The 24,799-nt window shown below is 71.5% G+C and carries 15 protein-coding genes; 8 read left to right on the forward strand and 7 right to left on the reverse strand.

The genetic code is table 11. From position 1 onward, the window contains the following. Positions 1-32 precede the first annotated feature (32 nt). The 3 genes from ACZ41I_RS06235 to ACZ41I_RS06245 all read left to right on the forward strand — a co-directional run bounded on the left by ACZ41I_RS06235 (position 33) and on the right by ACZ41I_RS06245 (position 7,313). Positions 33-2,102: a SpoIIE family protein phosphatase gene (locus ACZ41I_RS06235; protein WP_468513301.1), complete on the forward strand. Its 2,070-nt coding sequence runs from the start codon at positions 33-35 to the stop codon at positions 2,100-2,102. 129 nt (positions 2,103-2,231) lie between these two features. After that, positions 2,232-5,855 (forward strand): sodium/proline symporter PutP, encoded by a 3,624-nt coding sequence (gene putP / locus ACZ41I_RS06240; RefSeq protein ID WP_468513434.1) that lies wholly within the window; start codon positions 2,232-2,234, stop codon positions 5,853-5,855. Positions 5,856-6,014: 159 nt separating this feature from the next. Beyond that, positions 6,015-7,313 carry a M64 family metallopeptidase gene (locus tag ACZ41I_RS06245; RefSeq protein ID WP_468513302.1) on the forward strand — a complete coding sequence of 433 codons (1,299 nt, stop codon included), beginning with the start codon at positions 6,015-6,017 and terminating at the stop codon, positions 7,311-7,313. Positions 7,314-7,360: 47 nt separating this feature from the next. Here ACZ41I_RS06245 and ACZ41I_RS06250 read toward each other — a convergent pair whose 3' ends face one another. Together ACZ41I_RS06250 and ACZ41I_RS06255 are read right to left on the reverse strand one after the other, a co-directional pair. Further along, on the reverse strand, positions 7,361-7,699 hold the full coding sequence (locus ACZ41I_RS06250; protein WP_468513303.1) for a hypothetical protein: 339 nt from the start codon (positions 7,697-7,699) through the stop codon (positions 7,361-7,363). A 231-nt stretch (positions 7,700-7,930) separates the two neighbouring features. Next, positions 7,931-9,070 carry a hypothetical protein gene (locus tag ACZ41I_RS06255; protein ID WP_468513304.1) on the reverse strand — a complete coding sequence of 380 codons (1,140 nt, stop codon included), beginning with the start codon at positions 9,068-9,070 and terminating at the stop codon, positions 7,931-7,933. Positions 9,071-9,331: 261 nt separating this feature from the next. On the opposite strand from ACZ41I_RS06255, the gene ACZ41I_RS06260 reads away from it, so the two are divergent. The 5 genes from ACZ41I_RS06260 to ACZ41I_RS06280 all read left to right on the forward strand — a co-directional run bounded on the left by ACZ41I_RS06260 (position 9,332) and on the right by ACZ41I_RS06280 (position 16,820). Next, the gene (locus tag ACZ41I_RS06260) at positions 9,332-10,525 is read left to right on the forward strand and encodes a glutamate--cysteine ligase (protein ID WP_399762782.1); all 1,194 of its coding nucleotides are present in this window, start codon (positions 9,332-9,334) and stop codon (positions 10,523-10,525) included. Positions 10,526-10,702: 177 nt separating this feature from the next. Next, a complete protein-coding gene (locus tag ACZ41I_RS06265) occupies positions 10,703-12,484 on the forward strand; it encodes an N-acetylglutaminylglutamine amidotransferase (RefSeq protein ID WP_468513305.1) in 1,782 nt (593 codons plus the stop codon). Next, positions 12,460-14,706 (forward strand): S9 family peptidase, encoded by a 2,247-nt coding sequence (locus ACZ41I_RS06270; RefSeq protein WP_468513306.1) that lies wholly within the window; start codon positions 12,460-12,462, stop codon positions 14,704-14,706. Before ACZ41I_RS06265 ends, ACZ41I_RS06270 begins: the two co-directional genes overlap by 25 nt. Before the next feature lie 295 nt (positions 14,707-15,001). After that, on the forward strand, positions 15,002-15,955 hold the full coding sequence (locus ACZ41I_RS06275) for a quinone oxidoreductase family protein (protein ID WP_468513307.1): 954 nt from the start codon (positions 15,002-15,004) through the stop codon (positions 15,953-15,955). A gap of 61 nt (positions 15,956-16,016) precedes the next feature. After that, a complete protein-coding gene (locus ACZ41I_RS06280; protein WP_399762776.1) occupies positions 16,017-16,820 on the forward strand; it encodes an IclR family transcriptional regulator domain-containing protein in 804 nt (267 codons plus the stop codon). Between the two features lie 128 nt (positions 16,821-16,948). Here ACZ41I_RS06280 and ACZ41I_RS06285 read toward each other — a convergent pair whose 3' ends face one another. The 5 genes from ACZ41I_RS06285 to ACZ41I_RS06305 are packed head-to-tail and all read right to left on the reverse strand — an operon-like array spanning position 16,949 to position 24,309. After that, positions 16,949-19,480, reverse strand: a complete 2,532-nt coding sequence (locus ACZ41I_RS06285) for an acyl-CoA reductase (RefSeq protein WP_468513308.1) — start codon at positions 19,478-19,480, stop codon at positions 16,949-16,951. After that, entirely contained in the window at positions 19,477-20,643 is a 1,167-nt protein-coding gene (locus ACZ41I_RS06290; RefSeq protein ID WP_468513309.1) for a LuxE/PaaK family acyltransferase, read from the reverse strand. Before ACZ41I_RS06290 ends, ACZ41I_RS06285 begins: the two co-directional genes overlap by 4 nt. Then, complete coding sequence (locus ACZ41I_RS06295) at positions 20,640-21,776, reverse strand: GNAT family N-acetyltransferase (protein ID WP_399762770.1); 1,137 nt, start codon at positions 21,774-21,776, stop codon at positions 20,640-20,642. The genes ACZ41I_RS06290 and ACZ41I_RS06295 overlap by 4 nt, the downstream gene beginning before the upstream one ends. Continuing rightward, positions 21,773-23,050 (reverse strand): MFS transporter, encoded by a 1,278-nt coding sequence (locus tag ACZ41I_RS06300; protein WP_468513310.1) that lies wholly within the window; start codon positions 23,048-23,050, stop codon positions 21,773-21,775. The genes ACZ41I_RS06295 and ACZ41I_RS06300 overlap by 4 nt, the downstream gene beginning before the upstream one ends. Beyond that, positions 23,047-24,309: a phenylacetate--CoA ligase family protein gene (locus ACZ41I_RS06305; RefSeq protein WP_468513311.1), complete on the reverse strand. Its 1,263-nt coding sequence runs from the start codon at positions 24,307-24,309 to the stop codon at positions 23,047-23,049. Before ACZ41I_RS06305 ends, ACZ41I_RS06300 begins: the two co-directional genes overlap by 4 nt. Positions 24,310-24,799: the final 490 nt, after the last annotated feature.

Here is a 24,799-nt window from a genome sequence, read left to right on the forward strand (position 1 = left end):
AGCAAGGCGCCGAGCGGGAAGGAAAATGAGGCATGGGCACGACGGACTCCTCCCGAGCAGGCGACGGCCGGTCAGCGGCCGCTTCCGCCGCGCCGCCCAGCGGCCTGCTCGATCTGCTCAGCGTCGCCGCGGTGGTCCTGAATGCGCAGGGTCAGGTGGTCTTCTGGAGTCCGAAGGCCGAGGAACTCTTCGGCTACACCGCGGCGGAAGCGCTGGGTCGGGACGCGGCTCGGCTGACGGTCCACGAGGAACACCGGGACGCGGTGATCAAGCTGTTCGCCGAGGTGATGGAATCCGGCACCGACTGGGCCGGGGCGTTCCCGATCCGGCACAAGGACGGCAGCACCCGTCTGGTGGAGTTCCGCAACATGCGGCTGCTGGACGAGCTCGGTGACGTCTACGCCCTGGGCCTTGCCGCGGACCAGGCCGCCGTGGAGCGGGTCGAGCGAGATGCCGCCCTGGCCATGCGTCTGGTGTCCCAGTCCCCGGTCGGGCTGGCCATCCTCGACCCCGACCTGCGGTACCTGGCCGTCAATCCTGCTCTCGAACGCATCACCGGTCAGTCCGCCGCCGAGCGTCTGGGCCGGTCGGCCGGCGAAGTCCTGAGTTTCCTGGACACGAACCCCGAGGCCCGTCTGCGGCGTGTCCTGGAGACGGGCGAGTCGGTGGTGGACCGGGACATCGTCTGCCGGCCCCCCAACGATCCGGAGCACGAGCACGCCTGGTCCGTCTCGTACTACCGGCTGGAGGATTCCGCCGGGCGGGTGCTGGGTCTGGCCTATTCCGTCATCGACGTCACCGAGCGGCATCAAGCCGCTGCCGAGGCGGCACAGGCCCGGCAACGGCTGACACTGATCGCCAGGGCATCCGCCTGCGTGGGTACCACCCTCGATCTGGAAACGACCGCACGAGAGCTTGCCGACGTAGTGGTGCCGGACCTGGCCGATGTGGCAGCCGTGGACGTACTCGACAGCGCCCTCGACGGCCGGATGGCGCCACACGAGGGGCCGGCCCTCTTCCGCGCCCTTGCCGTTCATGCGGCCCACGCCACCGAGGCGGTCCGCGCGGCCGACCCGCCAGGGGGACGCGCCTCCTACGCCGGAGACCGCCTGATCACCCAGTGCGTACGCACCCGGGAGCCGGTCCTGGTGCCCCACACCACCCCTCGGGATCTGGAGCGCATCGCCCGACACGGCGAGGCCGCGGCCCTGCTCGCGGCGGCCGGCGTTCACTCCTACCTGGCCGTACCGCTCATGGCCCGGGGCGAAGTCCTCGGTGCCCTGGACCTCAAACGCACCCGCAACCCCGCACCCTTCGACGACGACGACGCGCTCCTGGCCTGGGAGCTGGCCGCCCGGGCCGCAGTGTGCATCGACAACGCCCGCGGATACCAGGCCCAGCGCCAAGCGGCCCTCACTCTCCAGCGCAGCCTGCTGCCCGACCCCCCGTCGCGCCTGCCCGGTCTGGAGGTCGCCTGCCGATACCAGCCCGCCGGCGTCACCAGCGAGATCGGCGGTGACTGGTACGACGCCATACCTCTCCGGGGTGACAGAACCGCCCTGGTCGTCGGGGACGTCATGGGCAGCGGCATCAAAGCCGCCGCCACCATGGGCCAACTCCGCAGCGCTGCCCGCGCCTTCGCCGAACTCGCCCTCGCCCCCGCCGAGGCCCTGCGTCACCTCGATCACCTGACCGAAGGTGTCGAGCAGACCATCACCACCTGCATCTACTGCGTCTACGACCCCCACCGGGGACAGTGCGAGATCTGCCTCGCCGGCCACCTGCCCCCGGCCCTGATGCGTGTCGGCCACGCGGCGCAGCTTCTCGACCTCCCCACCGGTGCACCGCTGGGGGTCGGCGGAGTGCCCTTCGAGGCCACCACCATCCCCTTCCGCCCCGGCGACGAGCTGGCCCTCTACACCGATGGCCTGGTCGAAACCCGGAGTGAACCCATCGACAGTCGGCTGCACTCCCTCCTCGACGCCTTCACGGCGACACGCGGCCACGATCTGGAGGACACCTGCGACCGCATCCTGGAAACCCTGCGCTCGCCCGGGGGTGAGGACGACGTCGCGCTGCTCATCGCCCGAGCCCAGTCCTGAGCACGTCCGACCCGGACGGAGCTGTCGGCCGGCGGTGGCCGGAATCTGTACATTTGTATATGAAGAGTCGCGGCTGTCAGGCATGCGACGGTCGCGCCCATGCTCGGGAACCTCGCAGGCGAGGACGACATGATCGACTTGAGTGCGCCGATCGTGGCCACATTCCTTCTGTATGTGGCCGTCATGATCGCAACAGGCTTCTGGGCCTACAGCCGCACTCACACCTTCGCCGACTTCGCCCTGGGGGGCCGCAGGCTCAGCGCGTTCGTCGCCGCCCTGTCCGCCGGAGCCAGCGACATGTCCGGCTGGCTCTTCCTCGCTCTTCCAGGAGCGGTGTACGCGGCCGGTGTCGGCGCCAGCTGGATCGCGGCCGGTCTGGTCATCGGTACGTACCTCAACTGGCTGTTCGTCGCGCCGAGGCTGCGCACCTACACCGAGCGCGCCGGAAACGCCGTGAGCCTGTCGGCCTATCTGGAGGAGCGGTTCGAGGACCGCACCCGGATGCTCCGGATGGTCTCGGCGGCGGTCACCCTCCTGTTCTTCACCGTCTACGTCGCCAGCGGGCTGGTGGCCGGAGGCGTACTGTTCGGGCACATCTTCGGAGTCAGCTTCGGGCTCGGGGTGACCCTGACCGCCCTGGTGATCGTCGTCTACTCGTGCCTGGGCGGCTTCCTCGCCGTGAGTCTGACGCACGTGCTGCAGGCCACGCTGATGTTCCTCGCCCTGCTCGTGCTCCCCGTCGTCGGCATCGGGGCGCTCGGCGGGTTCGGGGCACTGCGCGACGCCCTCGACAGCAAGACCCCCGGCCTGCTGGACATGGGTGCCAAGGTCGACTTCGCGGACGGGCGGTGGTCGGCCGGCGGGCCGCTCGGTGCCGTCGCGATCGTCTCGCTGCTCGCCTGGGGGCTCGGTTACTTCGGCCAGCCCCACATCCTCGCCCGTTTCATGGGCATCCGCAGCACCGACGCCATCCCCGCGGCCCGCCGTCTGGAAACCGGATGGGTCATCGTCGTACTCGCCGGCGCCACCCTCGTCGGCCTGGTGGGCATCGCCCGGACCGGCACGCCGCTGCACGACCCGCAGACGGTGTACCTCACTCTCAGCCGGACCCTGTTCAATCCCTGGGGTGCCGGCGTGATGCTGATCGCCGTACTGGCCGCGATCATCTCGACCGCGGACAGCCAGCTCCTTGTGTCGTCGGTCGCTCTCACCGAGGATTTCTACCGCGCGTTCCTCAACCGGCACGCCTCGGACAGGACACTGGTCTGGGCCGGTCGCGCCGCCGTCGTCGCCGTGATTCTGGTGGCCTTCGCGATCGCGCTCAGGGGCGGCGGGCTGCTGGGCATCGTCGCCTACGCCTGGGCGGGCTTCGGTGCCGCGTTCGGACCGGTCGTCCTTCTCTCGCTGTACTGGCCGCGCATGACCTGGGCGGGAGCCATGGCCGGGATCATCTCGGGCGCGACCACGGTGCTGCTGTGGAAGAAGATCAATCCGCTGCTCGGTCCCTTCGAGTCGGGCATCTATGAAATGGTCCCGGGCGTCCTGACCGCCACGGTCGCCGCACTGGTCTTCGGCAGGTTCGTCGGCCGGCCTCCCAAACGGGCCTTCTGGCGGATGCCGGGCGGCGGGGTGAGCCAGCTGACGCTCACGCCCTTCCTCGCCCACGCGCCGGTCGGCATCGCCGTCCTCGACACGGACCTGCGGTACGTCTGGGTGAACGAAACCCTGGACCGCCGGATCCCCCTCGAACGGCGGCTGGGCCGGCGGATGGCGGACGTGCTGCCGGAGACGGAGGCCGCGGCCTTCGAGGAGAAGATGCGCGGGGTCCTGGAGACCGGCGCCCCGGTGATGGACTTCGAATACCGCGGCTTCGGTGGCACGGACCCCGACGCCGGCCGTGCGATCTCGGCGTCCTTCTTCGCGATGAAGGACCGCCACGGCCGGAACGTCGGTGTCTGGTACATGGTCATCGACGTCACCGAACGCTGGCGGGCCCAGGAACGACTGGCCCTGCTCAACGACGCCGCCACCCGCATCGGCAGCACCCTGGACGTGACGCGGACCGCCCAGGAACTGGCCGACGACGCCGTGCCGTCCGTCGCCGACTTCGTCGCCGTGGACCTGCTGGACTCGGTCATGAGGGGCGAGGAACCGGCGCCCGGGCCGGTCGGCATGTCGCCCGTCATCCGGCGGGCCGGACAGCAGTCGGTGCGCGAGGGCTGTCCCGAGGCGAGTCTGAACGTGGGCGAAACGGTCCGGCGTGCCGCCTCGTCGCCCGTGACCCGCTGTCTGCTGGAGAGCAGGACCCTGGTGGAACGGATCCTGGACCGCGACGCCAGCCCGTGGGTGACCGAGGACGAATCGCTGGGTGCCTCCTTCCGCGACTTCGACTTCCGCTCGGTGATGGTGCTCCCGGTGCGGGCACGTGGCGTCACCCTGGGCGCGGCGACGTTCGCCCGGTCCCGGCGGCGGGGCCCCTTCGAGGACGACGACGTACGTCTCGCCGAGGAACTCGTCTCCCGCGCGGCGGTGTGCATCGACAACGCGCGTCGTTTCACCCGCGAGCGCACCGCGGCCCGTTCCATGCAGCGTTATCTGCTGCCGCAGGAACTGACGGGAGGCTCCGCGCTGGCGGTGGCGTCCTGGTATCTCCCGGCGGATGTCCCCAGTGGGGTGGGTGGCGACTGGTTCGACGTGATTCCGCTGTCCGGAGCCCGGGTCGCGCTGGTCGTCGGGGACGTGGCCGGGCACGGCATCAACGCCGCGGCGACGATGGGGCGTCTGCGCACCGCGGTGCGTACGCTCGCCAATCTCGATCTCTCCCCGGACGAATTGCTGGCCCATCTGGACGACCTGGTCATCGGCCTCATGGGGGCGCACGGCGGCGACGCCTCGGCAGCGACCCAGGATGAGGCCGCGGGCACCGCGTTCATGGGTGCCACCTGCCTGTACGCCGTCTACGACCCGGTCAGCAGGCGGTGCACCCTGGCCCGGGCAGGTCACCTCCCGCCGGTGATCGTCGGCCCGGGCGGCGGTGCCGACATCCTGGATCTGCCCGCCGGACCACCACTCGGCCTCGGCTACCTCCCCTTCCAGTCCGTCGAGCTGGAGCTGGCCGAGGGCAGCCTCATCGCGCTCTACACCGACGGCCTCATCCAGTCCTTCGACCGGGACATCGACGCCGGACTCTCCCGGCTGCGTGCCGCCCTTGCGGTGCCCCGGCCGACGCTGGAGGAGACCGGCCGCACGGTGATCGACGATCTGCTGACCGCTCCGCCGTCCGACGACGCGGCCCTGCTCCTGTCCCGGACCCGGGTGCTTGCCCGCGACCGGGTCGTCTCCTGGGACCTGCCCAGCGATCCGGCAGCCGTCGCGCACGCCCGCAGCCTCGCCGCCCGGCAGCTGACGGAGTGGGGCATGCCCGATCTGACGTTCACCACGGAGCTCATCGTCAGCGAACTGGTCACCAATGCCATCCGTCATGCGGCCGGACCGGTCTGTCTCCGCCTGATCCGGGACCGTGCCCTGATCTGCGAGGTCTCCGACGCCAGCAGTACCTCACCGCGCCTGCGCCATGCACGGACCACCGACGAGGGAGGGCGGGGCCTGCTGATCGTGGCCCAGCTGGCCCACCGGTGGGGCACTCGCTACACGGCGACCGGCAAGATCATCTGGACGGAGCAGGTCGTTCCGGCGGACACCGGCGCGGACGGCGATCCGGGAACGGGCGGGCCTGGCCGGCAACTCTCCTGAGCAGAGCCCTCGGCGCGTATGAGACGACCCCGGCGACGCGTCAACCATGAAGAAACGCTTGCCGGTTGAAGCACGGGCCTCTACATTAAGCGCGCCATTAAATCTACTTAACTGGATACTTAAGTGAGGGTTGCCGTGCCGCATCCCGCAAGAGCGCGTATGCGCTGGACCACCGCTGCCGTGGCTGTCCTTGCCGCCGCGGCGGCGCTGGTCGGCGGAGTGAACTCAGGGGCGGCCGAGGCGGCCGCCCCCTCGGTTCGCACTCAGCACGTCGAGTACTTCCCCGGACCCCGGGCCGAGCCCCGCCAGGTGACCGTCCCGGCGAGCGCCCTCGACCGGACCGCCCGCCCCGCGCCGGGCCTGACAGGCACCATCCCGGCGGTGACAGCACTCCAGCGCACGGGACCGGTGTCCGGGCGGCTCGATCTGGTGGTGATGGGCGACGGCTACACAGCCGACGAACAGGGCGAGTTCGCCGCCGACGCCGAGGCGAAGCTGGACGCGATCTTTGGTGTCGAGCCGTACCGGAGCTACCGGGGCCTGTTCAACGTCTGGTTGGTCAACGCCGTCTCCCACGAGTCCGGCGTCTCCGGCGACCCGGCGGCCGACGTCGTGAAGGACACCGCGCTGGGCTCCTCCTTCTTCTGCGACGGCATCGAACGCCTCCTGTGCGTCGACACCGACGAGGTCGCTCAGTACGCCGGCCTGGCACCGGACGCCGACATCGTCTTCGTCATCGCCCACTCCGCCAAGTACGGCGGTGCGGGCTACTCCGCCGCCGACCTGCCGTCGGGCTCCACCTTCCACGGGGTGGCGACGATGTCGTCCGACAACGACAGGTCGTACCTCATAGGCGCCCACGAACTCGGCCACTCCATAGGCCACTTGGCCGACGAGTACCAATACGCGGGCTACGGCACATATCCCTCCGCCGAGGAACCGGCCACCGCCAACCTCACCCTCCACCGCGACCTGGGTACGACGAAGTGGTACCGCTGGCTCGGGGCCCAGGACCCGACCGGTTCGGTCGTGGGCACGTACGAGGGCGGGGGCTACTACGAGGCGGGCGTCTACCGCCCGACCGAGACGTCCCTCATGCGCTCCCTGGCCTCGACCGAGTTCAGCGTCGTCGGCCGGGAGACGATGATCGCCGGCTTCTACGCCGACGCGGACGCGCTGACCTCCTCCCTCCCGACATCCCGGCCCATCGGGCAAAAGCGCCGGATCACGGTGTGCCTCGCGCCGCTGACCGGCCTCGCCGACCCGGAACTGACCTGGTACGTCGACGGCAGGCAGGTACCGTCGGCCACGGGCGACCTGTCGGTGACGCCGCACCAACTGGGCGTCCGGGGCCACGGCCACAAGGTCACGGCGACCGTCACCGACGACACGACGGCCATACGTGACCCTGCGGTCCGGGCCGAGGCGACCACCTCACTGACGTGGACGGTACGGTGAAGCAGCGGCCCCCCAGTGCTGACTGACGGCGCCCCGACACCTGGGCGTCACTGGATGGTCCAGCCCACGCTGCCGACCCCCGTGCTGTAGAACGCGCAGGAACCCGTGGACTCGCCGTACTGTCCCGGGTTCAGCGTCACCCAGTTGCCGGAGACGTCCGGGGCCCAGCCGCAGACGATCTCGGCCCGGAACGTGATGGCGTGGTCGGTGTTGTTCTCGCAGCCCGCGATGCCGACGTTCGGATCGTTGTTGTGCACCCAGCCGTCGCAGTCGACGGTCCCCTGAGCAGCGGCCTCGGCCGGAACCGCCACACCGGCGACGGAGAGGGCCACGGCGGAGACCGCCGTGGCCAGGCCGGCTGCCAGGATGTGCTTCCTGCTGTGCATGTGTACCCCCGTGAGGTCGAGTTGCTGTCTTCTCGCCATCAGTGAAGAGCACACGAGCCCGCGCGTGAACCTGAGACATCACAGGGTGCACCCGCTGTGGGGGGCGATGCCTGCGCGAGCAGCCACTGCCAGGCGCCGTGGACGAGGTCTTGTGCGGGGGACGGTGGCGGCCCGGCCGAAGTCAGAGGCGGAGAAAGGCGATCGGCGTGCCGACGGGGCAACCCCCGTTCCTCACCGGGGTGATGGGCCGGCGTCCTGGCCCCCGGCCAGCCGCAGTGTCGCCAGGGCCGCCGTCCCCGCCGCCGTACCGAAGGTGAGTGCGGCCGGGACGCCGTCGCCGAGCCCGGAGAACAGATGCACAGGTCCCCACACGCCGACAGTGTCGTCCATCGTCATGTGCAGCACTTGGCTCGCCAGCAGTCCCAGCACGGTCGCGCAGACCGCACCCACCGTCATCGCCGGCACCGTCATCCGGGTGAGCAGGCCGGGCAGCAGGCGCAGTGCCCACCACACCACCGCCAGCATGACCACATCAGCGGCCCGGTACAGCAGCCAGTGACCGAGCGGCGTGGTCGACGGGCCCGTCCAGGCGCCGAGCAGCAGCCACTGCCGCAGCAGGTCGCCGGGCTCGGACAGCAGTCCTGCACCGCTGAACGCCGTCTGGATCCCGGCCGCCACCGATCCGTACGACAGGACCACCAGCGACAGTGCGATCACCGCGGTCCCGGCGCTCGCGGCCAGGCGGGCGACACGCGGCGGCACACTCCGCCGGGGCAGCGGGTCCGCAGCCCTCGCGCCGACACGCGCCACGAGCACCGTGAGCACGGCGGTCAACAGCGCTGCGGCCACCACGACCGGCCCGCTCGATGCGATCACCCCCGCAAGCTGCGGCAGGATCCTGTAGCTGCCGTGCCCCCGGGACGCGATCAGCCACGGCGCGGAGGCCGTCACGGCCAGCGTTCCGGCCACCGGGCCCCAGGCCCACAGTGCGAGCAGAGTGGCCGGCGTACGTCCCTGCGTCGGTGGAATCCTGCGGATCACGAGCAGCGCGCCCGCCAGGAAGACGAGGAAGACCGTCACGAACCTGATCTGCATCGCGGTACGGTACAGATCGGCGTACTGGGTGCCCGCGCTCACGGCGGCGTCCCCGGTCGAACCGGCGCCCGCGGGCCCGTCGTAGAGCAGCGCCGTCGCGGGATCGTACGACCAGGGCGTGAGCCAACGCCGGAGTTCGCCCGCCGACTGGACGTCGAACACGTTGGTGGCGCCGCGCAGTTGCAGTGCCGGCGCGCTCGCTCCCGCCCACCACAGCAGCAGCGTGAGCAGCAGGGCTCCGAGCAGTGCGGGTACCATCGCGCGCCGCAGGCTCATATGCATGTCCATGCCATGCCACCCGTCGAAGATCTGTTCATGGCGACGATTGTGTCGGTGCGCAGCTGGTGCTGCCTGAGTACGCGTACTCAGGGCCGACCGCACACCGGCCGCCTTGCGGAGCCCCCCGCTCATCTGTGATGCCCATGCCTCGATAGAGCACCCCTTGCTTAGTAATGGGCTGGGTGGGAAGTCGGAGGTGCACAGCCCGCCGCCGGTGGACCGGTGGGGCGGGTGCCCGCCCGTCATCCGAGGAGTGCCGTGACCCTTCGCATCGGAGTGGAAGAGGAGTTCCACATCGTCGAGGTGGAGACGGGTCTGCTCGTGCCCCGAGCCGACACCGTGCTGGAAGAGCTGCCCGAGCGGACCTTCACGACCGAGTTGCAGCAGGCGACGGTGGAGTCGAACAGTGAGGTGCACACGTCTTTGGACGGCCTGTACGGCGATGTCATCCGCACCAGGCGCCGGCTCGACGCCGCCGCGACCGCTCACGGGCTGGCCGTGGTGGCCGCCGGAACGGTGCCACTGGCCCGCACGGCGGACATCCGTCCCACCCCCGGCCACCGCTACCGCCGTATGGTCGACGAGTACCGCATGATCGCGGACGAGCAACTGATCTGCGGGACCCACGTCCATGTCGACGCCCCCGACCGTGACCTCGCGGTACGCGTCATGTGCGAGGTGTCGCCGTGGCTGCACGTGCTGCTGGCCCTGTCCGCCAGCTCGCCCTTCTGGCTGGGTGCCGACACCGGCTATGCCAGCTGGCGGACCATGGTGTGGCAGCGCTGGCCCACCTCGGGGCCGCCGGGGTGCTTCGCCGACGCCGCCGAGTACGACGCAGCCGTGCAGTGCCTCGTCGACTCCGGCGTCATCAGCGACCCGGGAATGATCTACTACGACATCCGGCCCTCCGCCCACCAGCCGACCCTTGAACTGCGCATCTGCGACGCCTGTCCCCGCGCGGAAACGGTCGTGCTGATCGCCGCACTCTTCCGCGCGCTGGTGACCGATGCCCATGAGCGGCTGGGCACCACGGACGTCCCCGCCTGTGCCGTCCGGCACGAGTGGCTGCGTGCCGCTTCCTGGCGGGCCGCACGGTCGGGCCTGGAAGGGACCCTGATCGATCCCGGAAGCCGGCACGAGGCGCCCGCGGCCCAGGTCGTCCGCAGCCTGCTGCTACGGGCGCGCCCCGCGCTGGAGTCCGCCGGCGACTGGCACACGGTCCGAGAGCTTGCCGAGAGGGCGCTCGCGGCCGGCAGCGCCGCCCACCGCCTGCGCCGCACGGCCGTGCAGGAGGACCTGCTGGCCTGCACGGATGTGGCGATCGCGGAGACCAGAGGCGAGGACCACCCGCCTCCGCGGCCCGGTGCCGGCCCCGCCCGGCACGTCGCCTCCCCGGGGCGGCCCGCTGCCGAAGCCTCCGGGGCCCGCCCGGCACGCATCGCCGGCTGCTGAGGCGCGACCAACGAGTTCAGCCGCCTTGTTCCCTGTCCGCTCTCGTCGCGAAGGAAACAGCACCGTGTCCACCAGTCACGACCACATACCGACCGGCACACCGACGGGCGGGCCCCTGCTCACGGCACCGCCGCGCAACCCGCGCGACCTGCACGCGCAGCGGGGAGGTGGTCGCGGATGTGCGGTCTGAGCGGGGAGATGCGCTTCGACGGCACGCGGCCCGACCTGGCGGCCGTCGAGCGCATGAATGAACGGCTCGCCGCGCGCGGTCCCGACGGCCACGGGATCTGGGCGCGGGACGCGGTGGCCCTCGGGCACCGCAGACTCAAGATCATCGATCTCTCCGAGCACGGGGCGCAGCCGATGACCGACGACCAGCAGGAGCTCACCGGCGTCTTCAACGGGTGCATCTACAACTACGAGGAGTTGCGCGCGGAGCTCAAGGCCCTCGGCCACCGGTTCCGGTCCACTTCCGACACCGAGGTGGTCCTCAAGGCGTACCAGCAGTGGGGGACCGCCTGCGTCGACCGTTTCTACGGCATGTTCGCCTTCGCCCTCGTCGAGCACCGGACCGGCCGGCTGGTCCTGGTGCGCGACCGGCTCGGCATCAAGCCCCTGTACCTGGCAGAGACCCCCGGACGGCTGCGCTTCGCCTCGACGCTGCCCGCCCTGCTCGCGGCCGGGGACGTCGACACCTCACTGGACCCGGCCGCCGTGCACCAGTACCTCAGCTGGCACGCGACCGTCGCCGCACCCCGCACCGTTCTGGCCGGGGTGCGCAAGCTCCCCCCGGCCACCGTGCGGACCGTCGAGCCGGACGGCACCTATGAGGAGCACTGCTACTGGCAGCCGTCCTACACACGCCGCCCCGAGCACGCCGGTATGGGCCCCGCCGAGTGGCGGGACACGGTGCTGGACGCCCTGCGGACCGCCGTACGCCGCCGCATGGTCGCTGACGTGCCGGTCGGTGTCCTGCTCTCGGGAGGGCTGGATTCCAGCCTGATCGTGGCACTGCTGGCCGACGAGGGACAGCGGGACCTGGCGACGTTCAGCGTGGGCTTCGAGTCGGAAGGCGGCGACGAGGGGGACGAGTTCCGGTACTCCGACCTGGTCGCCAGGGAGTTCGCCACCGATCACCATCAGCTGGTGGTTCCCTCGCAGCGGGTGTCGACGGCCCTGGACGCGGCCGTCCTGGCGATGAGCGAGCCGATGATGAGCCACGACGTGGTCGCGTTCCATCTGCTGTCCGAGCAGGTGGCCAGGGACGTGAAGGTCGTCCAGAGCGGGCAGGGCGCCGACGAGGTCTTCGCTGGCTACCACTGGTATCCGCGCCTCGCCTCCGCGGCCCGCGAGGAGGAACCGGACAGGTATGCCGAGACGTACTTCGACCGGCCGCACGCCGACCTCGCCGCCATGCTGCAGCCGCACATGCTGCCGCCGGACGACGTATCCGGCCGGTTCGTCCGGGAGCACATGGCGGTGCCGGGAGCCGAGACCGCGCTGGACGCCGCCCTGCGGCTCGACACCCATGTCATGCTGGTCGACGATCCGGTCAAGCGGGTCGACAACATGACCATGGACTCGGGCCTGGAGGCCCGGGTGCCGTTCCTGGACCACGAGCTGGTGGAGCTGGCGGCCGCCTGCCCGCCGGAGCTGAAGCTGGCCGACGGCGGCAAGGGCGTCCTCAAGGAGGGCGGCCGCAAACTGCTGCCCCTGGAGGTGGTCGACCGCCCCAAGGGCTACTTCCCGGTCCCGGCGATCACCCACCTGGCCGGACCCGTCCTGGAGAGGGCGCGTGAGGCACTGAACGCCCCGGAGGCGAAGCGGCGCGGGCTGTTCCAGGACTCCTACGTCGCCGAACTGCTGGCGGCCCCCGACCGACACCGCACCAAGCGCGGAGCGAACGCGCTGTGGCAAGTGGCTTTGCTGGAGATATGGCTGCAGACGCACGGAATCTGACCACCGATCCCCTCACGGGGCGCACGCCGGGCACGGACCGGCCCACTGCCGAGCGGCCTGCCGCCGCGCGCCTGACCGCCGACTCACCTCCGCCGGCCCCGGACGGCCACGGCACCGCCTTCGCCGCGCCCGCCCGCATCCCCCTGCCGGACTCCTCCGGGCCGCGGGACGCGACGACGCGGCTCATCGCGCACGGCTGCTGGTACCCCTCGGCCGACCCGGCCGGAACACAGGTCGCCTTCATCTGCGACCGCGGCGGTGTACCCCAGCTCTGGGCGGGCCCCGTCGACGGCGACGCGATACGTCTGCTCGACGACGGACCGGACCCGGTCCGGGAGGTGTCCTGGTCGCCCGACGGCCGCTGGATCGCCTACACGGTGGCCCCCGGCGGTGGCGAGCACATGAGGGTGCTGTGCGTACGTCCCGACGGCACCGACCGGCACATCCTGGCCGGAGCCGAGCCGGGCAGCTCCGCCCACCTGGGCTGCTGGGCGCACGACGGATCGGCGGTCGCGGTCACCGTCGCGGTGCCCACCGCCGTACCCGCCCTGGACACCATGGCCGAGCCCGGTCCGGAGGGCCCCGGTCCGGCAGCCGGTCGCCTGCCGGAGCACTGGCAGCGCCGGATGGGCGATGCGGAACTCCTCGGTGCAGCACACCCCACGGACGCCGGGCTCGGAGTGCCGTCGCCCCACGTCACTGTCGACACGCGCGAGCGGGGTGCTCCGGGCGAGGCGCACATCGCCCCCGCGGCCGGCTTCGGCGACGGGCTGTCGGCCTATCTCATCGACCCCGACGGCGTGGCCGCCCCCGTCCTGCTCGCCACCGAGCAGGACGCGGCGACGCTGCGCGTGTGCGATGTCAGCCGGGACGGCGGACTGGCGCTGCTGCGCCGGGGGCCCCGCGGGCGGCGTGAGGCCGTCGTGCTGCGCACCTTCGACCACGTGACGACCTGTGTGGTGCCGGTGGCCGACGGCGACCCGTGGATCGGCAGCTTCTCACCCCGCGCGGACACCCTGTGGCTGCGCAGCAACGCCCACCGGGAGTTCGCGGTCCTCCTCGCCGCCGGACTCGACCCGGAAGGGCGGCCGCGCAGTTGGTCCGTCGGGGCCTCGCGCGAGGACTGCGACCTGGAGCTGCTGCGCTGCGTCCACGACGGCAGTTCCGCCGTACTGGCCTGGAACGTCCGGGGCATGAGCGAGGTCGAGGTCCTCGACACGGACGCGTCCGGTACGGCCGGGCCCGCCACCGGTCCGTCCCGGCCCGTGCCCCTGCCCCACGAGGTGGTCACCCGCATCGTGGACGCCGGCCCCCAGCTGCTGCTGGCCCTGTCGGGGTCCCGGCGGCGCCCCGGCATCTGGTGGCTCCCCGAGGGTGTGACCTCGGTGCGCACCCCGTGGTCGTCACGGGACGAGGACGCCGTTCCCCCGGGCCGCCCGCCCGTACGACCGGCCCACCGCCGTCCGACCGCACGGGACGGGCTGCCGCTGAACGGCTGGTACTACCGTGCTCCGGGGCGCGGCCCCGGGGAGCCGGCGCCCTGCGTCATCCATCTGCACGGCGGACCCGAGGACCAGGAGCGCCCCGTCCTCGACCCGCTCTACCACGAGATCCTGGGCAGAGGACTGGACGTCTTCGCGCCCGACGTGCGCGGGTCGTCCGGATACGGCAGGTCGTTCGTCGACGCGGATCTGGGGAGGGGCCGGTTCGCGGCGATCGACGACGTGGCGGACTGCGCCGCCCACGCGGTTCTGGCCGGCCCGGCCGATCCCGCCCGGCTGGCGGTCATGGGCCGCTCGTACGGCGGCTATCTCACGTTCGCCTCTCTGGTCTGGCACCCGGAGCTTTTCCGCACCGGCGTGGCGGTGTGCGGCATGTCCGACTTCGCGACATTCTTCGAGGGCACCGAACCCTGGATCGCCCAGTCGGCGGCCAACAAATACGGTCACCCGGTGGCCGACCGTGAACTGCTGCACGCCCTGTCACCGATGAGCCGCATCGACGCGCTGCGCGCGCCGATTCTCGCCGTGCACGGTGAACACGACACCAATGTGCCGCCAGGGGAGTCGGAACAGTTCGTGCGGGCGGCACGTGAACGTGGTCTGACCGCCGAGCTGCTCACGCTGCGCGAGGAGGGGCACGACTTTCTGCGTGCCGACAACCGGCGGCTCTTCCGGCGTGCCGCCGCCGACTGGTTGCAGCGGCACCTGACCGGACGATGAGTTGCCCTCCTCCCCCGTGCTGCCGGCCGTTCCGTCGCATCCCCCGTCAGGAACGTGCGCGGCAGCAAGGAGGGCGGCATCACTATGTCCCTATCGAAAGGACGAACGCAACTCTTCCCTTCCCTTTCTCACCTCACGAGAAGTTCGACATTAAATCTTCTCGTGGAGCGAGAAATAGGGGGCCCTTTCTCGGCTCGTGAGAAATATGTATGAGGCACGGTTCCCGGGTCGGAACCGGTACGCGGATGCCCTAGCCTGTCGGCGTACGCATCCGGCCCGTGTCGATAGGAGTACCGTGCGCGCGATTGTCATGAGGGAATTCGGCGGACCCGAGGTTCTGCGACTGGAAGAGGCTCCCGATCCCGAACCCGCGCGTGGACAGATCCTCCTGGATGTGAGGCTCGCGGGTGTCAATTACGCCGATGTCCATGTGCGGGGAAATACCTACCTCGCGCCGGTCGGACTGCCGTACATCCCCGGCAACGAGGTCGTCGGCACCACACCGGACGGCAGGCGTGTCGTGGCGCTGACGCAGGGCGGCGGCTACGCGGAGAAGGCCGCCGTGCACCGCAGGCTGCACTGGGAGATCCCGGACGGCATCACCGACGAACAGGCGGTGCCGCTGGCTCTGCAGGGGAACAGTGCGTACCACCTCCTCTTCACGGTCGCCAGGATCACCAAGGGGGAGACGGTCGTCATTCCCGCCGCGGCCGGAGGCGTGGGCTCGCTGGCCGTCCAACTGGCGCAACGGGCGGGCGCCCGCGTGGTGGCTCTTGCCGGCACGGCGGAGAAGCGCCGGCTGGCCCTGGAACTCGGTGCGGTGGCGGCCGTCGACTCCTCCGACGCGGACGGCCTGGCGGAACGGATCCTCGACGCGGCAGGAGGCCCCGTGCACGCTGCGCTGGAGATGACCGGCGGCAAGACGCTGCAGCAGACCCTCGACGTGCTGGCGCCGCGCGGCCGACTCGCCGTGTACGGCTTCGCCGGCGGGCAGCTCGCCGACGTCCCCGTGCACACCCTGCTCCAGAAGTCGATCACCGCCGCCGGGTTCTGGCTTCCCCACCTGTACACCGACCGGACGCTCCCGCTGACGGCGTCCATGAGGCAGCTCTTCGACGCTGTCGGCAACGGCACGCTCAGGATCGTCAGCGGTGGCACGTTCCCGCTGGCCGACGCGGCCAAGGCGCACAACATGCTCAACAAGCGGGCCGGCATGGGCAAGTTCAGCCTCGATACGGTCAACCCATAGTCTTGGTGCCGGCTGCGTTCCCACCGACGGGCACGCGGGCGGGACGAAGGGGGTACGGCTGATGAGTGGGCAGCGCGGAAGCGGCACCGGTTACGCCGACCGTTTCATGCGAGTGCAGCAGGCGTTCATCACTCTGGGACCCGGTGCCCACCGGTTGTCCGCGATCGCCAAGGCCGCCGACCTCGACGACTCCACCACCGGCCGCATGCTGACCGCCGGCACCTACAACAGCACCTTCGTCCGGGTCGACCGGGGCCTGTACCAGCTCGGCAGCACGGTCGCCGACCTGGGGCTCCACGCGCTCTCCGAGGACAAACTCTCCGGTGACGAGGCCACCCATGTGCTGCGGGGCCTGCGGGAGGCGACCGACAGCGGGCTGGTCTTCCTGTACATGAGAGCCCCCTTCGGCATAGCCGGCAGGCAGTGCCTGGACATGGCGGTGGGCGATTCCGACCTCGTGGAACTCGGCATGACACCGCGCGACGTCCTCTCCGTCACACGGTCGCTGCGCACCGGTGCCTCGGGCCGGACGATCCTCGCCTATCTGCCCGCGCAGATCCAGGAGCGCGTCGCCGCCGACCCGGTCCCGCAGGAGGCGGGCCCCGGCGTCATCCGGGACGGCGACGAACTTCTCGCCTCACTCGCCGACATCCGTGACCAGGGATACGCACTGGGACGCGAGGAGTGCATGGCGAAGTGGAACTCCGTTGCCGCTCCCGTCATCTGGGACGGTGCGATCTGGGGAGCTGTCCTGCTGCTCAAGCCCGTCGACGTCATGCCGGAAGCCCCGCAGCGCTACATCCATGCCACCATCACCGCGGCTGCCCGGCTCAGCCGGCTCGGCGGAGCCTCGTCGGCCGGCTGACCGCCCGCTCCGCACGCCGGGGTACGGCAGCAGCGCCGCGGGCGGCAGCACGGAGCGCCGCCGCCCGCAGGCGTCGCTGCCAGGGGGTGTCGTTTGGATCATCCCGGCGTCGCGGGGTCTGGCACGCCCTAGCGCAGGTCGATGACCGTGCGCAGTTTGCCGCTGGTCGGGGTGCGCTCGAACTCCTCCCGCCGGGCGGTCCGTACGGCGAGGGACAACAGCCCCTCTGTCCGTGCCGAGGCGAGCTCCGCCACCTCGGCGGTGAGAGCGGCCAGGGCGACCTCGGGACCGGGCGCGTACTGCTCGTCGAGCCGGACCGTCAGCCGCTCCCGGTCGGCATCCGGGGCCACCTCCAGCTGTACCTCGCCGTGGTAGCCGAGCCGTTCCTCCAGCACCCGGACGATGCGCCGGTAGTTGACGAAGTACGTGCCCACACGGACGACGTCGCCGTAGCGCCCGAGCAGTTCCAGCCGAGGCACGTGGCTGCCGCATGCACACGGCCCCTGCACCGCCCGCCCCATGTCACCGATCTCATAGCGCTCCAGCCGCTGACCGGACCGCGCCAGGGACGTGAACACCAGCCGTCCGGGCTCGCCCGGCGCCACCGGCCGGTCCTCGTGCGGGTCGAGGATCTCCAGCGTGTGCAGGTCGGTCAGCACATGATGGACCGAGCCGTCGCAGGACGCGCACTGGTAGCCCAGCGGTCCCAGATCGGTGCTGCCGTACGCCGCGGAACGGATCACCTCCACTCCGAACTCCTCGGTGAGCACCCGGCGTTGTTCGGCGGTGAAGTGCTCGCCGCCGTAGAAGACCTTGCGGATGCCGCCGTAGGCGCTCAGCCGGTCCGCCTCGGCGTGGAACAGCTGCCACAGGTAGGACGGCATGCCGAAGACGGTGTCCGCCCGGTGGGTGACCAGTGCCTCGGCCACCGAGGCGTGGTCGGGGCCTGCCGCGATCGGGAACTGGGTGGCGTTCAGCCGCTCCAGGATGGAGAAGAAGCTGATGAAGCTGCCGTACATCCCGCCGCAGTAGAACAGGTTGGCCGCCCGGTCGCGGGCCGGGTCGAAGCCCGCGGTGAGCAGTCCGTCCGCCGCGGCACGCATCTGGTTGTCGTAGTCGTCGCAGGTGAACACCGACAGCGCGGGCGCGCCCGTGGAGCCCCCGCTGCGGAAGTGCAGGTGCGCATGGCGTGGGTCCAGGGCGGCGAGCGCGTGCTGTACGCCCTCCTTGCCGAGCAGCGGTGCGTGCGGCGCGGGGGGCAGCACCGGCGCCGCCACCAGGTCGTCCAGGCAGGCCACCGTACCGAAGGCGGCGTCCGCGGCGCGCACGCTCACCCGGCGGCTGTAGCGCTGCAACGCGTAGACGCCGTCGTGCGGTTCGCCCTCGTAGCCGTCCAGCATGGAGCCGACCGGGGTGACACGGGTGACGCCCGCCGCGAACAGCGCGCGGGACAGCGCGGCCACGTCCGCGCGGTCGCCTCCGACCGCCGCGGTCTGCAGATAGCGGCGCATGGGGCGCAGGGTCGCGGTGACCGCGTGCCGGGGCAGGGGCTTCACCCAGATGGTGCGGTACAGCGGGGAGGCGTCGAGCGCGGGCCGGGTGTCGGCCAGCACCCGCCAGGAGCCGTCCTCGGCGCAGAACACGCGGGTCAGGCCCAGGTGTTGTTCGAGCCGGGCGAGCTGCTGCACGGTGGTGATCTCCGCCTGCTCGGCCGTGCCGGGCGGGGCGGACACCGGCCGTGCCGCGGACACCTTCGCGAGCCGCTCGGCGAACCGTCCGGCGAAGGCGTACAGCTCCTCGCTGTCGTCGGTGTCGAGGTAGACCACCTGCGGGCTGGAACACGCCTGCTGTTCGAGCCGGCAGACGTCCTCGGCGAGCGCGTCGAGGACACCGTCGCCGGACGCGGCCCGCAGGGTCAGGTAGGCGAAGGAGATGCGGTGGCCCCACTCGACCACCCGGCAGCCGGGCGGCGCCAGTTCGCCCGCCGCGCGCACCGCGTCCTCGCCGCCCCACACCGCGATGGCGTCGGCCTGCCCGCACAGCGCCTCCAGCCACGCGCGGCGCGAGGACGGGAAGCGCAGGGCGATGATCCGTTCGGCCATGAGTCCGGAGGGATCGGCCGCACCGATCGCGGCGAGCAGGTCGAGGGCGAGGCGCGAGTCGGAGCTGCTGGTCTTGAGCACGTTCACGTTGCCCGCCAGCAGTCCCTCCACGACGCTCAGCGGTGCCACGGCCGCGGCGTTGCCCGGCGCGATGTGCACCAGCAGGCCGACGGGCGCCCAGGCCTCGTACACCGTCTCGCGGGCGTCCGGCCGGGTCAGCCGCTCCGGGCGCAGGCCGCCCAGTTCCCGCCGCAGCTTGCGCTCCAGCGCCTCCCGGGTGAGCGCGCCGGCCAGTTCGGCCAGAACGGCCGCGGCGTCGTCGGCGGGCAGCTGCCCGGCGAGGCGGCCGTACAGGGCGGAGGCGGGATCGGCCAGGTCGCGGCCGACCGCGGCGCAGGCGCCGAGCACCACGTCGGTGGGCAGCGGACGCGTCAGGACCCGCGCGGCCAGCTCCGGCAGCCCGGCGAGCCGCCGGCCGGCCTCGGCCTCGTCGACGAACTCCCCCTGCCACAGGTGGAGTTCGGGGTGGGACACGGGGTGGAGTACGGAGGCGGTCACGACATTCCCTTCATCAGTTCGGCGGCGGCCACCGCACAGCTGCGGTTGCGGCTCACCCCGGCCCGGCCGTGCACGGTGAACCAGTCGGTGGACAGCGGGCAGGGGCATTCCTCACCCGGGTGCAGCGACGCGAGGTCGCCCATCACCACGCTGTGTGCGGGCACGGAGGTGATGTAGGGACTGACCAGGTGCAGGAAACCGCGTTCGCCGTACGGCAGCGGGCGCAGCGTCCCGGTGTCGCGTACGGCCGCCCTCGACCACACGGGCACGTGCAGCCGGTGGTGCGCGCACTCGACGTACGGCACACAGTGCTCGACCGAGCCGAAGGTGTCGCGCACGCGGTCCCCGGGCACGCCGAGCAGGTCGGTGACCTCCGCGTAGAACGCCTCCTTGCCGATCTGCCGGTCGGCGTGGCCCTTCCACCCGCCGCCGAGCACCACCAGCGACCCCTCGGGCAGGGTGAGGGGCGGCAGCCCCATCGCCCGCATCCGCTCCAGGGTGAAGTACAGGAACGCTGGGAAGCCCAGGATGCGGACCGGTACGTCGTCCTCGGCACAGCGCTGGAGCGCCGCGATGCAGCCGTGCACGTCGAACTCGTGGCCGCTGCCGGTGTGCCGCAGGGCGTGCGTGGTGTGCCGGGCCGGAGCGAAGTCGCACAGGTAGTTGTCGGTGAACGACGTGCCCAGTTTCAGCGCGGGCGCCGGCTCGTAGCTGTACAGCAGATAGTTGACCGGCTGTTCGGGGGTGATCCAGCCGTAGTGGTCGAAGATCCGGGCCACCATGCGCTGGGCCGAGCGGATGGTCCACGCGTCGAAGAACATCTGCGACTTCTGGCCCGTGGTGCCCGAGGAGGTCAGATGCAGGAACACCTCCTCGCGCGGGATCGAGAGCACCTCATGGCGCTTGAAGAAGGCGGCGGGCACCAGCGGGGTGCGCACCCCGTCGCCGACGGAGGGCGCGGGCGTCTCGGCCGGGTCCTGGAGCAGGGCGGCGAAGAACGGGGAGCGGCGGGCGTGCCAGGCGTTGGTCTCCGCCATGGCGGCGGCGAACAACTCGTCCGCGGCGGGGCCGTGCGCGTACGGCTCGGCCAGGTCGCACAGCTGCTGCACATGGGCCAGCGCCGCCGGGTCGGGAACCTCGACGGGAGCGAGATGGGGTTTCATCGGGACACCTCGTGAAGGGGCAGATAGGTGGCGGTCCAGGCACTCAGGTAGGCGCCGAGGTACGGCTGGAGCAGCGGACTGACGGCGGTGGTGCGGAAGTCGATCTGACGGCTGGTCCGCGACAGCACCACGTAGTCGTGGAGGCGGTCGTGGATGCGGCGCATCGCCGGGTAGACCGCGCTGGGTACGAACCCCGAGGCGAGGAACACCTCCAGGGCCTCGGCGTCGGCCAGCGGCAGCAGCGCCTCGGCGTAGTCCGCGCCGGCCCGGGTGACCGCGGCCATCAGCGCTTCCAGGGCGCCGGCCACCGCGGCCGGACGCGGATGGACGGCGACGAGCGCACAGCTGCCCGCCACGGCGTCGAGGTCGGCGTACGCCTCGAAGCTGCCGTCGGCGGCGACCAGGAGCGCGGTGGGCGTGTGCAGCGGGAAGAAGCGGTCGTCGGGCTCCGGGAACAGCTCCAGGAAGCGGCGCCGCACGAAGGCCGGGGCGGTGATCAGCTCGATCGGCTCGGCACCGGAGGCCGTGCCCACCGTGCGGCGGGAGGGGACGTGCCGGGTGCCGGCGTAGTCGATGCCGACGCCGGCGGATACGGCGGACATCAGCGGCGACAGCCGTTCGGGCACGCTCGCCACCGGTTCGCGGTGTTCCAGCACCCCGTCGGCGTAGCGGGCGAACAGCGCGAGGGTCTCGCACCCCTCGACCTCGACGGCGTTCGGCAGCAGGCCGAGCGGCCGGAAGCCGTTGCGTACGACGACGTGCTGCGGTCCTTCGGTGACCAGGCGGACGGTGGCGTACACCGAGTCGAGGCCGCCTGTGGCGAAGGCCTCGGCGCAGACCGCCCCGGTCAGCCGGGAGGCGAGCCCGCCGCCGCGATGCCCGGGGTGCACCGCGAGGCCGACGAGCTTGCCGATGCGGCTGCCCGGTTCGGTCACCACGACGGCCGAGCCCACCAGGGCGCCGCCGGCGGTGCGGGCGGTCAGCCAGTGCGCGGTGCCGTCGGTGATCAGCCGGCGCATGACCACCGGGTCGCTGCCGAGCGGCACCGGATAACCGTGCCCGTACACCTCGAAGTACAACTGCCGCAGTTCGGCGATGTCCTGGGCGGAGGCGGGGGAGAGGACGGCGGTCACGACGCCGCCCCCGCCGGCTCCTGCGCGACGGGCGTCCGCCGGGCTTCGGCGTCGGACCGGCGGCCCAGCCACCACAGCGCCAGTGTCACCGGGACCAGACCCGCGCCCTGGACCAGGCAGAGCGTGCGGGCCGCCAGATGGTCGCCCAGTGCCCCGAAGACGAGCGAGGAGACGGGGAAGGTGGCACCCAGCAGCGCCTGCATGACCGCGAAGAACCCCGGCTTGTCGGCGGCGGGCACCAGTCGCTGGAACAGTGCGACGAACCGCACGCCGATCACACCGACGCACCACCCGGCGACGGCCATCGAGACGACCGCCGCCGCATGCCCGGCGAGCAGCCCCGGAAGGCCGAGGGCCGCGGCCATGACCGCGAGGCAGACACTGCCCACGGCAACCGGACGGCCGGGCAGCCGCCCGCCGCTGAAGGAGCCGACCAGGGTCCCCGCGCCGAGGGCCGCCTCCAGGGAGGCCACGGTCGAGCCGGTCGCGTGCAGCACCTCCCGGGTGTACAGCGGCATCACGACGTAGACAGCGGTGGTGAAGACGTTGGCGGCGGCGAAACACACCAGCACCCGGCGGATGAACGGCAGACCGGCCAGGACCTGGCGCAGCGTGCGCCGCCTCGGAGACGCCTCGTCCGTGTCCGCGTGCCCGGCCCCGGTCCTCGGGAAGCGGGCGGAGCCGACCAGCAGGGCGGCCAGCAGGTACGCGGCAGCGCACGCGGCGACGACGGCGGGCAGTGAGCCCGCGTCGACGACGAGCGGACCGAGCAGCCCGCCGCACAGCCCGGCGACGGACTGGGTGGACAGCTCGAATCCGGTGGCCGACTCGATGTCGGCGTCCTCGACGAGTTCCGGCACCGAAGTGGTCAGGCACGGATCGAACACCGCCTGACAGGCGGCCAGCGCCAGCCCGACCGCGTAGGTGGCGGCCACGGGCAGCAGTCCGGCGTACGCCACGACGGCCGCCGTGCCGGCCACCGCCCCCGCCACGGCCGCCGCGCCGGCCAGCACCGTGCGGTGCGCGCATCGGTCGACGATGCGCGCGACCACCGGAGCGAGCGCGACCGCGGGCAGGGTGCTCACCATCAGGAACAGGCCCGAGGCGAGGCCGCGGTGCGCGCCGCCGGCGAAGCCGACGAGCCACCAGACCGCGCCGACCTGGAACATCCTGCTCGCCGCCTGGGTGAGGAGCTGACCGGTCCAGACCCGGCCGAAGGACGCATTGCGCAGGACGAGGGGCAGACGTCGTATCTGCGCGGGTGCCGGGCTCACGAGTGCGGCCGTTCGTCGATGACGCGGATGAGCTTGCCCGAGCGGGAGTTGACCGCGAGGTCCCGGTGCCGCACCCATTCGACGGTCAGCGGGTTCACGTGCCCGGCGGCGGTCGCGGTCGCGTAGAGGGGGCGTTGCGCGAGCAGCGCGGCCACGACGGACTCGCCCAGCCGGGCATGGTCCTTGCCCGGGTCGGCGACCGCGAGCCGCAGCACCAGCCCGTCGCGGCCGTCCCACCGCCGCACGACGAGCTGCAGCCCGGTCACCTCGCCCGAGGCGTCGGCGGCTTCGACGACGTGATGGACGTCCTCGGTGTACAGGGAGACGGGACCGACCCGCACGCCCTCCTCCGCGCGGCCGAGGATGCGGAAGACACCGGCGTCCCGGTCGACCCACTCGGCCCGGTCGCCCGCCGGATACCGGAGCACCGGCATGAGCCGCCTGCGCAGGTCGGTGACGACGAGCCGCCCCGGCACGGCGTTCGCCTCGACGGGACGGTCGGTCTCGTCGCAGAGGATCTCGACCACCGTGTACGGCGTGAACGCCCTGTGCACGCGCGGGTCATCACCGGGCACGGCCTCTCCGAGGAGTCCGGCGTCCACGCTCGCATACCCGAGGGAGCGAGGCCGGGCGTTCGGGAACGCCGCCCGCAGCAGCGGGAGTTGATCGCCGAAAAGGCATTCCCCGCCGAAGAACAGCAGCTCCACGTCCGGCAGTGTCCGGCCGGCGCAGCTGAGGCGCTCGGCGAGCGAGCACAGCGTGGTCGGAGTACCGGCGACCACCTGGACCCGGAACTCCTCCAGGGTCGCCGCGGTGGACTCCCAGGGTGCCGCGCCGCCGATGGGCAGGCGGACGTTGGCCACGGGGGAGCGGTGCAGCGAGTCGAGGACGAAGCTGAAGCTGGCGTACAGGTCGCCCGCGTAGAAGAGGTCCGCCACCCGGTGACCGGGCCGCAGTCCCGCACGGACGAGCCCGGCACCGAATGCGGTGGTGAACTCCCGCCATTCCGTGCGGGTGTAGTAGGAGAACTTCGGCGACCCGGTGGTCCCGCCGCTGCGGAAGACGACCGCTTCGTCCAGCGGGGCGGTCAGCAGCCGGTTGTCACGGGGCGAATTGGCCCGCCAGAAATCGGCCTGGGGTACCACCGGAAGATCCGTGAGGCGCGTCACCTGCTCGGGAAGCCGGGCATAGAGCTCACGGTAGAAAGGCGAGTTGTTGCGGGCGAAACTTACCAGTTCCGCAAAAGGTTGAACGGGCATCAATTCCTGCTCAATGGCGTGGACCGCCGGCACGGCACATCACCGGCGAGGTGCGACGGAGCCGGTCGGCCGGGGTGGGCGTGGACCGTGTCGCTGAGGGTGTGAAAAAGCGGCGCGCCCATGACGAACAGGGCGTCTGTGCACCAGGATATCTCACTATGCGGGACGGACTTGCGCTAACCAGCCATGCTCGCAAGGGGTTTGACGCCCCGTGGACGAAATACGGGACCCTTCGGTTCCATGCGGTACGGAGACGGCGATCACATTGAGCTGGCCATACATAACGGTTCGTTGAAGGCAGCTGAAGGGCGCCTTATGGACAGCGGTTGGCGAAGACGCGGCGATATCCGGCTGGAATGGGACTGCGTCGATACGGGCTGCTCCTTCCGGAGTTTTCGCCGCGCCTGGCTGTATCCGAACCGCGACACCCTGTCCGCCGCGTTTTCGGAGCGGGGGGTGCGGCAGCCTTTGGTCGTACGGTGCGGCACCC

The organism is Streptomyces sp. NPDC030799 (assembly GCF_055572255.1).

Coding starts and splice junctions, on each gene's coding strand:
- ACZ41I_RS06255 (WP_468513304.1), bottom strand. CDS start 9,070: ATGAGCCTGCGGCGCGCGATGGTACCCGCACTGCTCGGAGCCCTGCTG.
- ACZ41I_RS06305 (WP_468513311.1), bottom strand. CDS start 24,309: ATGCCCGTTCAACCTTTTGCGGAACTGGTAAGTTTCGCCCGCAACAAC.
- ACZ41I_RS06235 (WP_468513301.1), top strand. CDS start 33: ATGGGCACGACGGACTCCTCCCGAGCAGGCGACGGCCGGTCAGCGGCC.
- putP (WP_468513434.1), top strand. CDS start 2,232: ATGATCGACTTGAGTGCGCCGATCGTGGCCACATTCCTTCTGTATGTG.
- ACZ41I_RS06245 (WP_468513302.1), top strand. CDS start 6,015: ATGCGCTGGACCACCGCTGCCGTGGCTGTCCTTGCCGCCGCGGCGGCG.
- ACZ41I_RS06265 (WP_468513305.1), top strand. CDS start 10,703: ATGTGCGGTCTGAGCGGGGAGATGCGCTTCGACGGCACGCGGCCCGAC.
- ACZ41I_RS06250 (WP_468513303.1), bottom strand. CDS start 7,699: ATGCACAGCAGGAAGCACATCCTGGCAGCCGGCCTGGCCACGGCGGTC.
- ACZ41I_RS06270 (WP_468513306.1), top strand. CDS start 12,460: ATGGCTGCAGACGCACGGAATCTGACCACCGATCCCCTCACGGGGCGC.
- ACZ41I_RS06290 (WP_468513309.1), bottom strand. CDS start 20,643: ATGAAACCCCATCTCGCTCCCGTCGAGGTTCCCGACCCGGCGGCGCTG.
- ACZ41I_RS06280 (WP_399762776.1), top strand. CDS start 16,017: ATGAGTGGGCAGCGCGGAAGCGGCACCGGTTACGCCGACCGTTTCATG.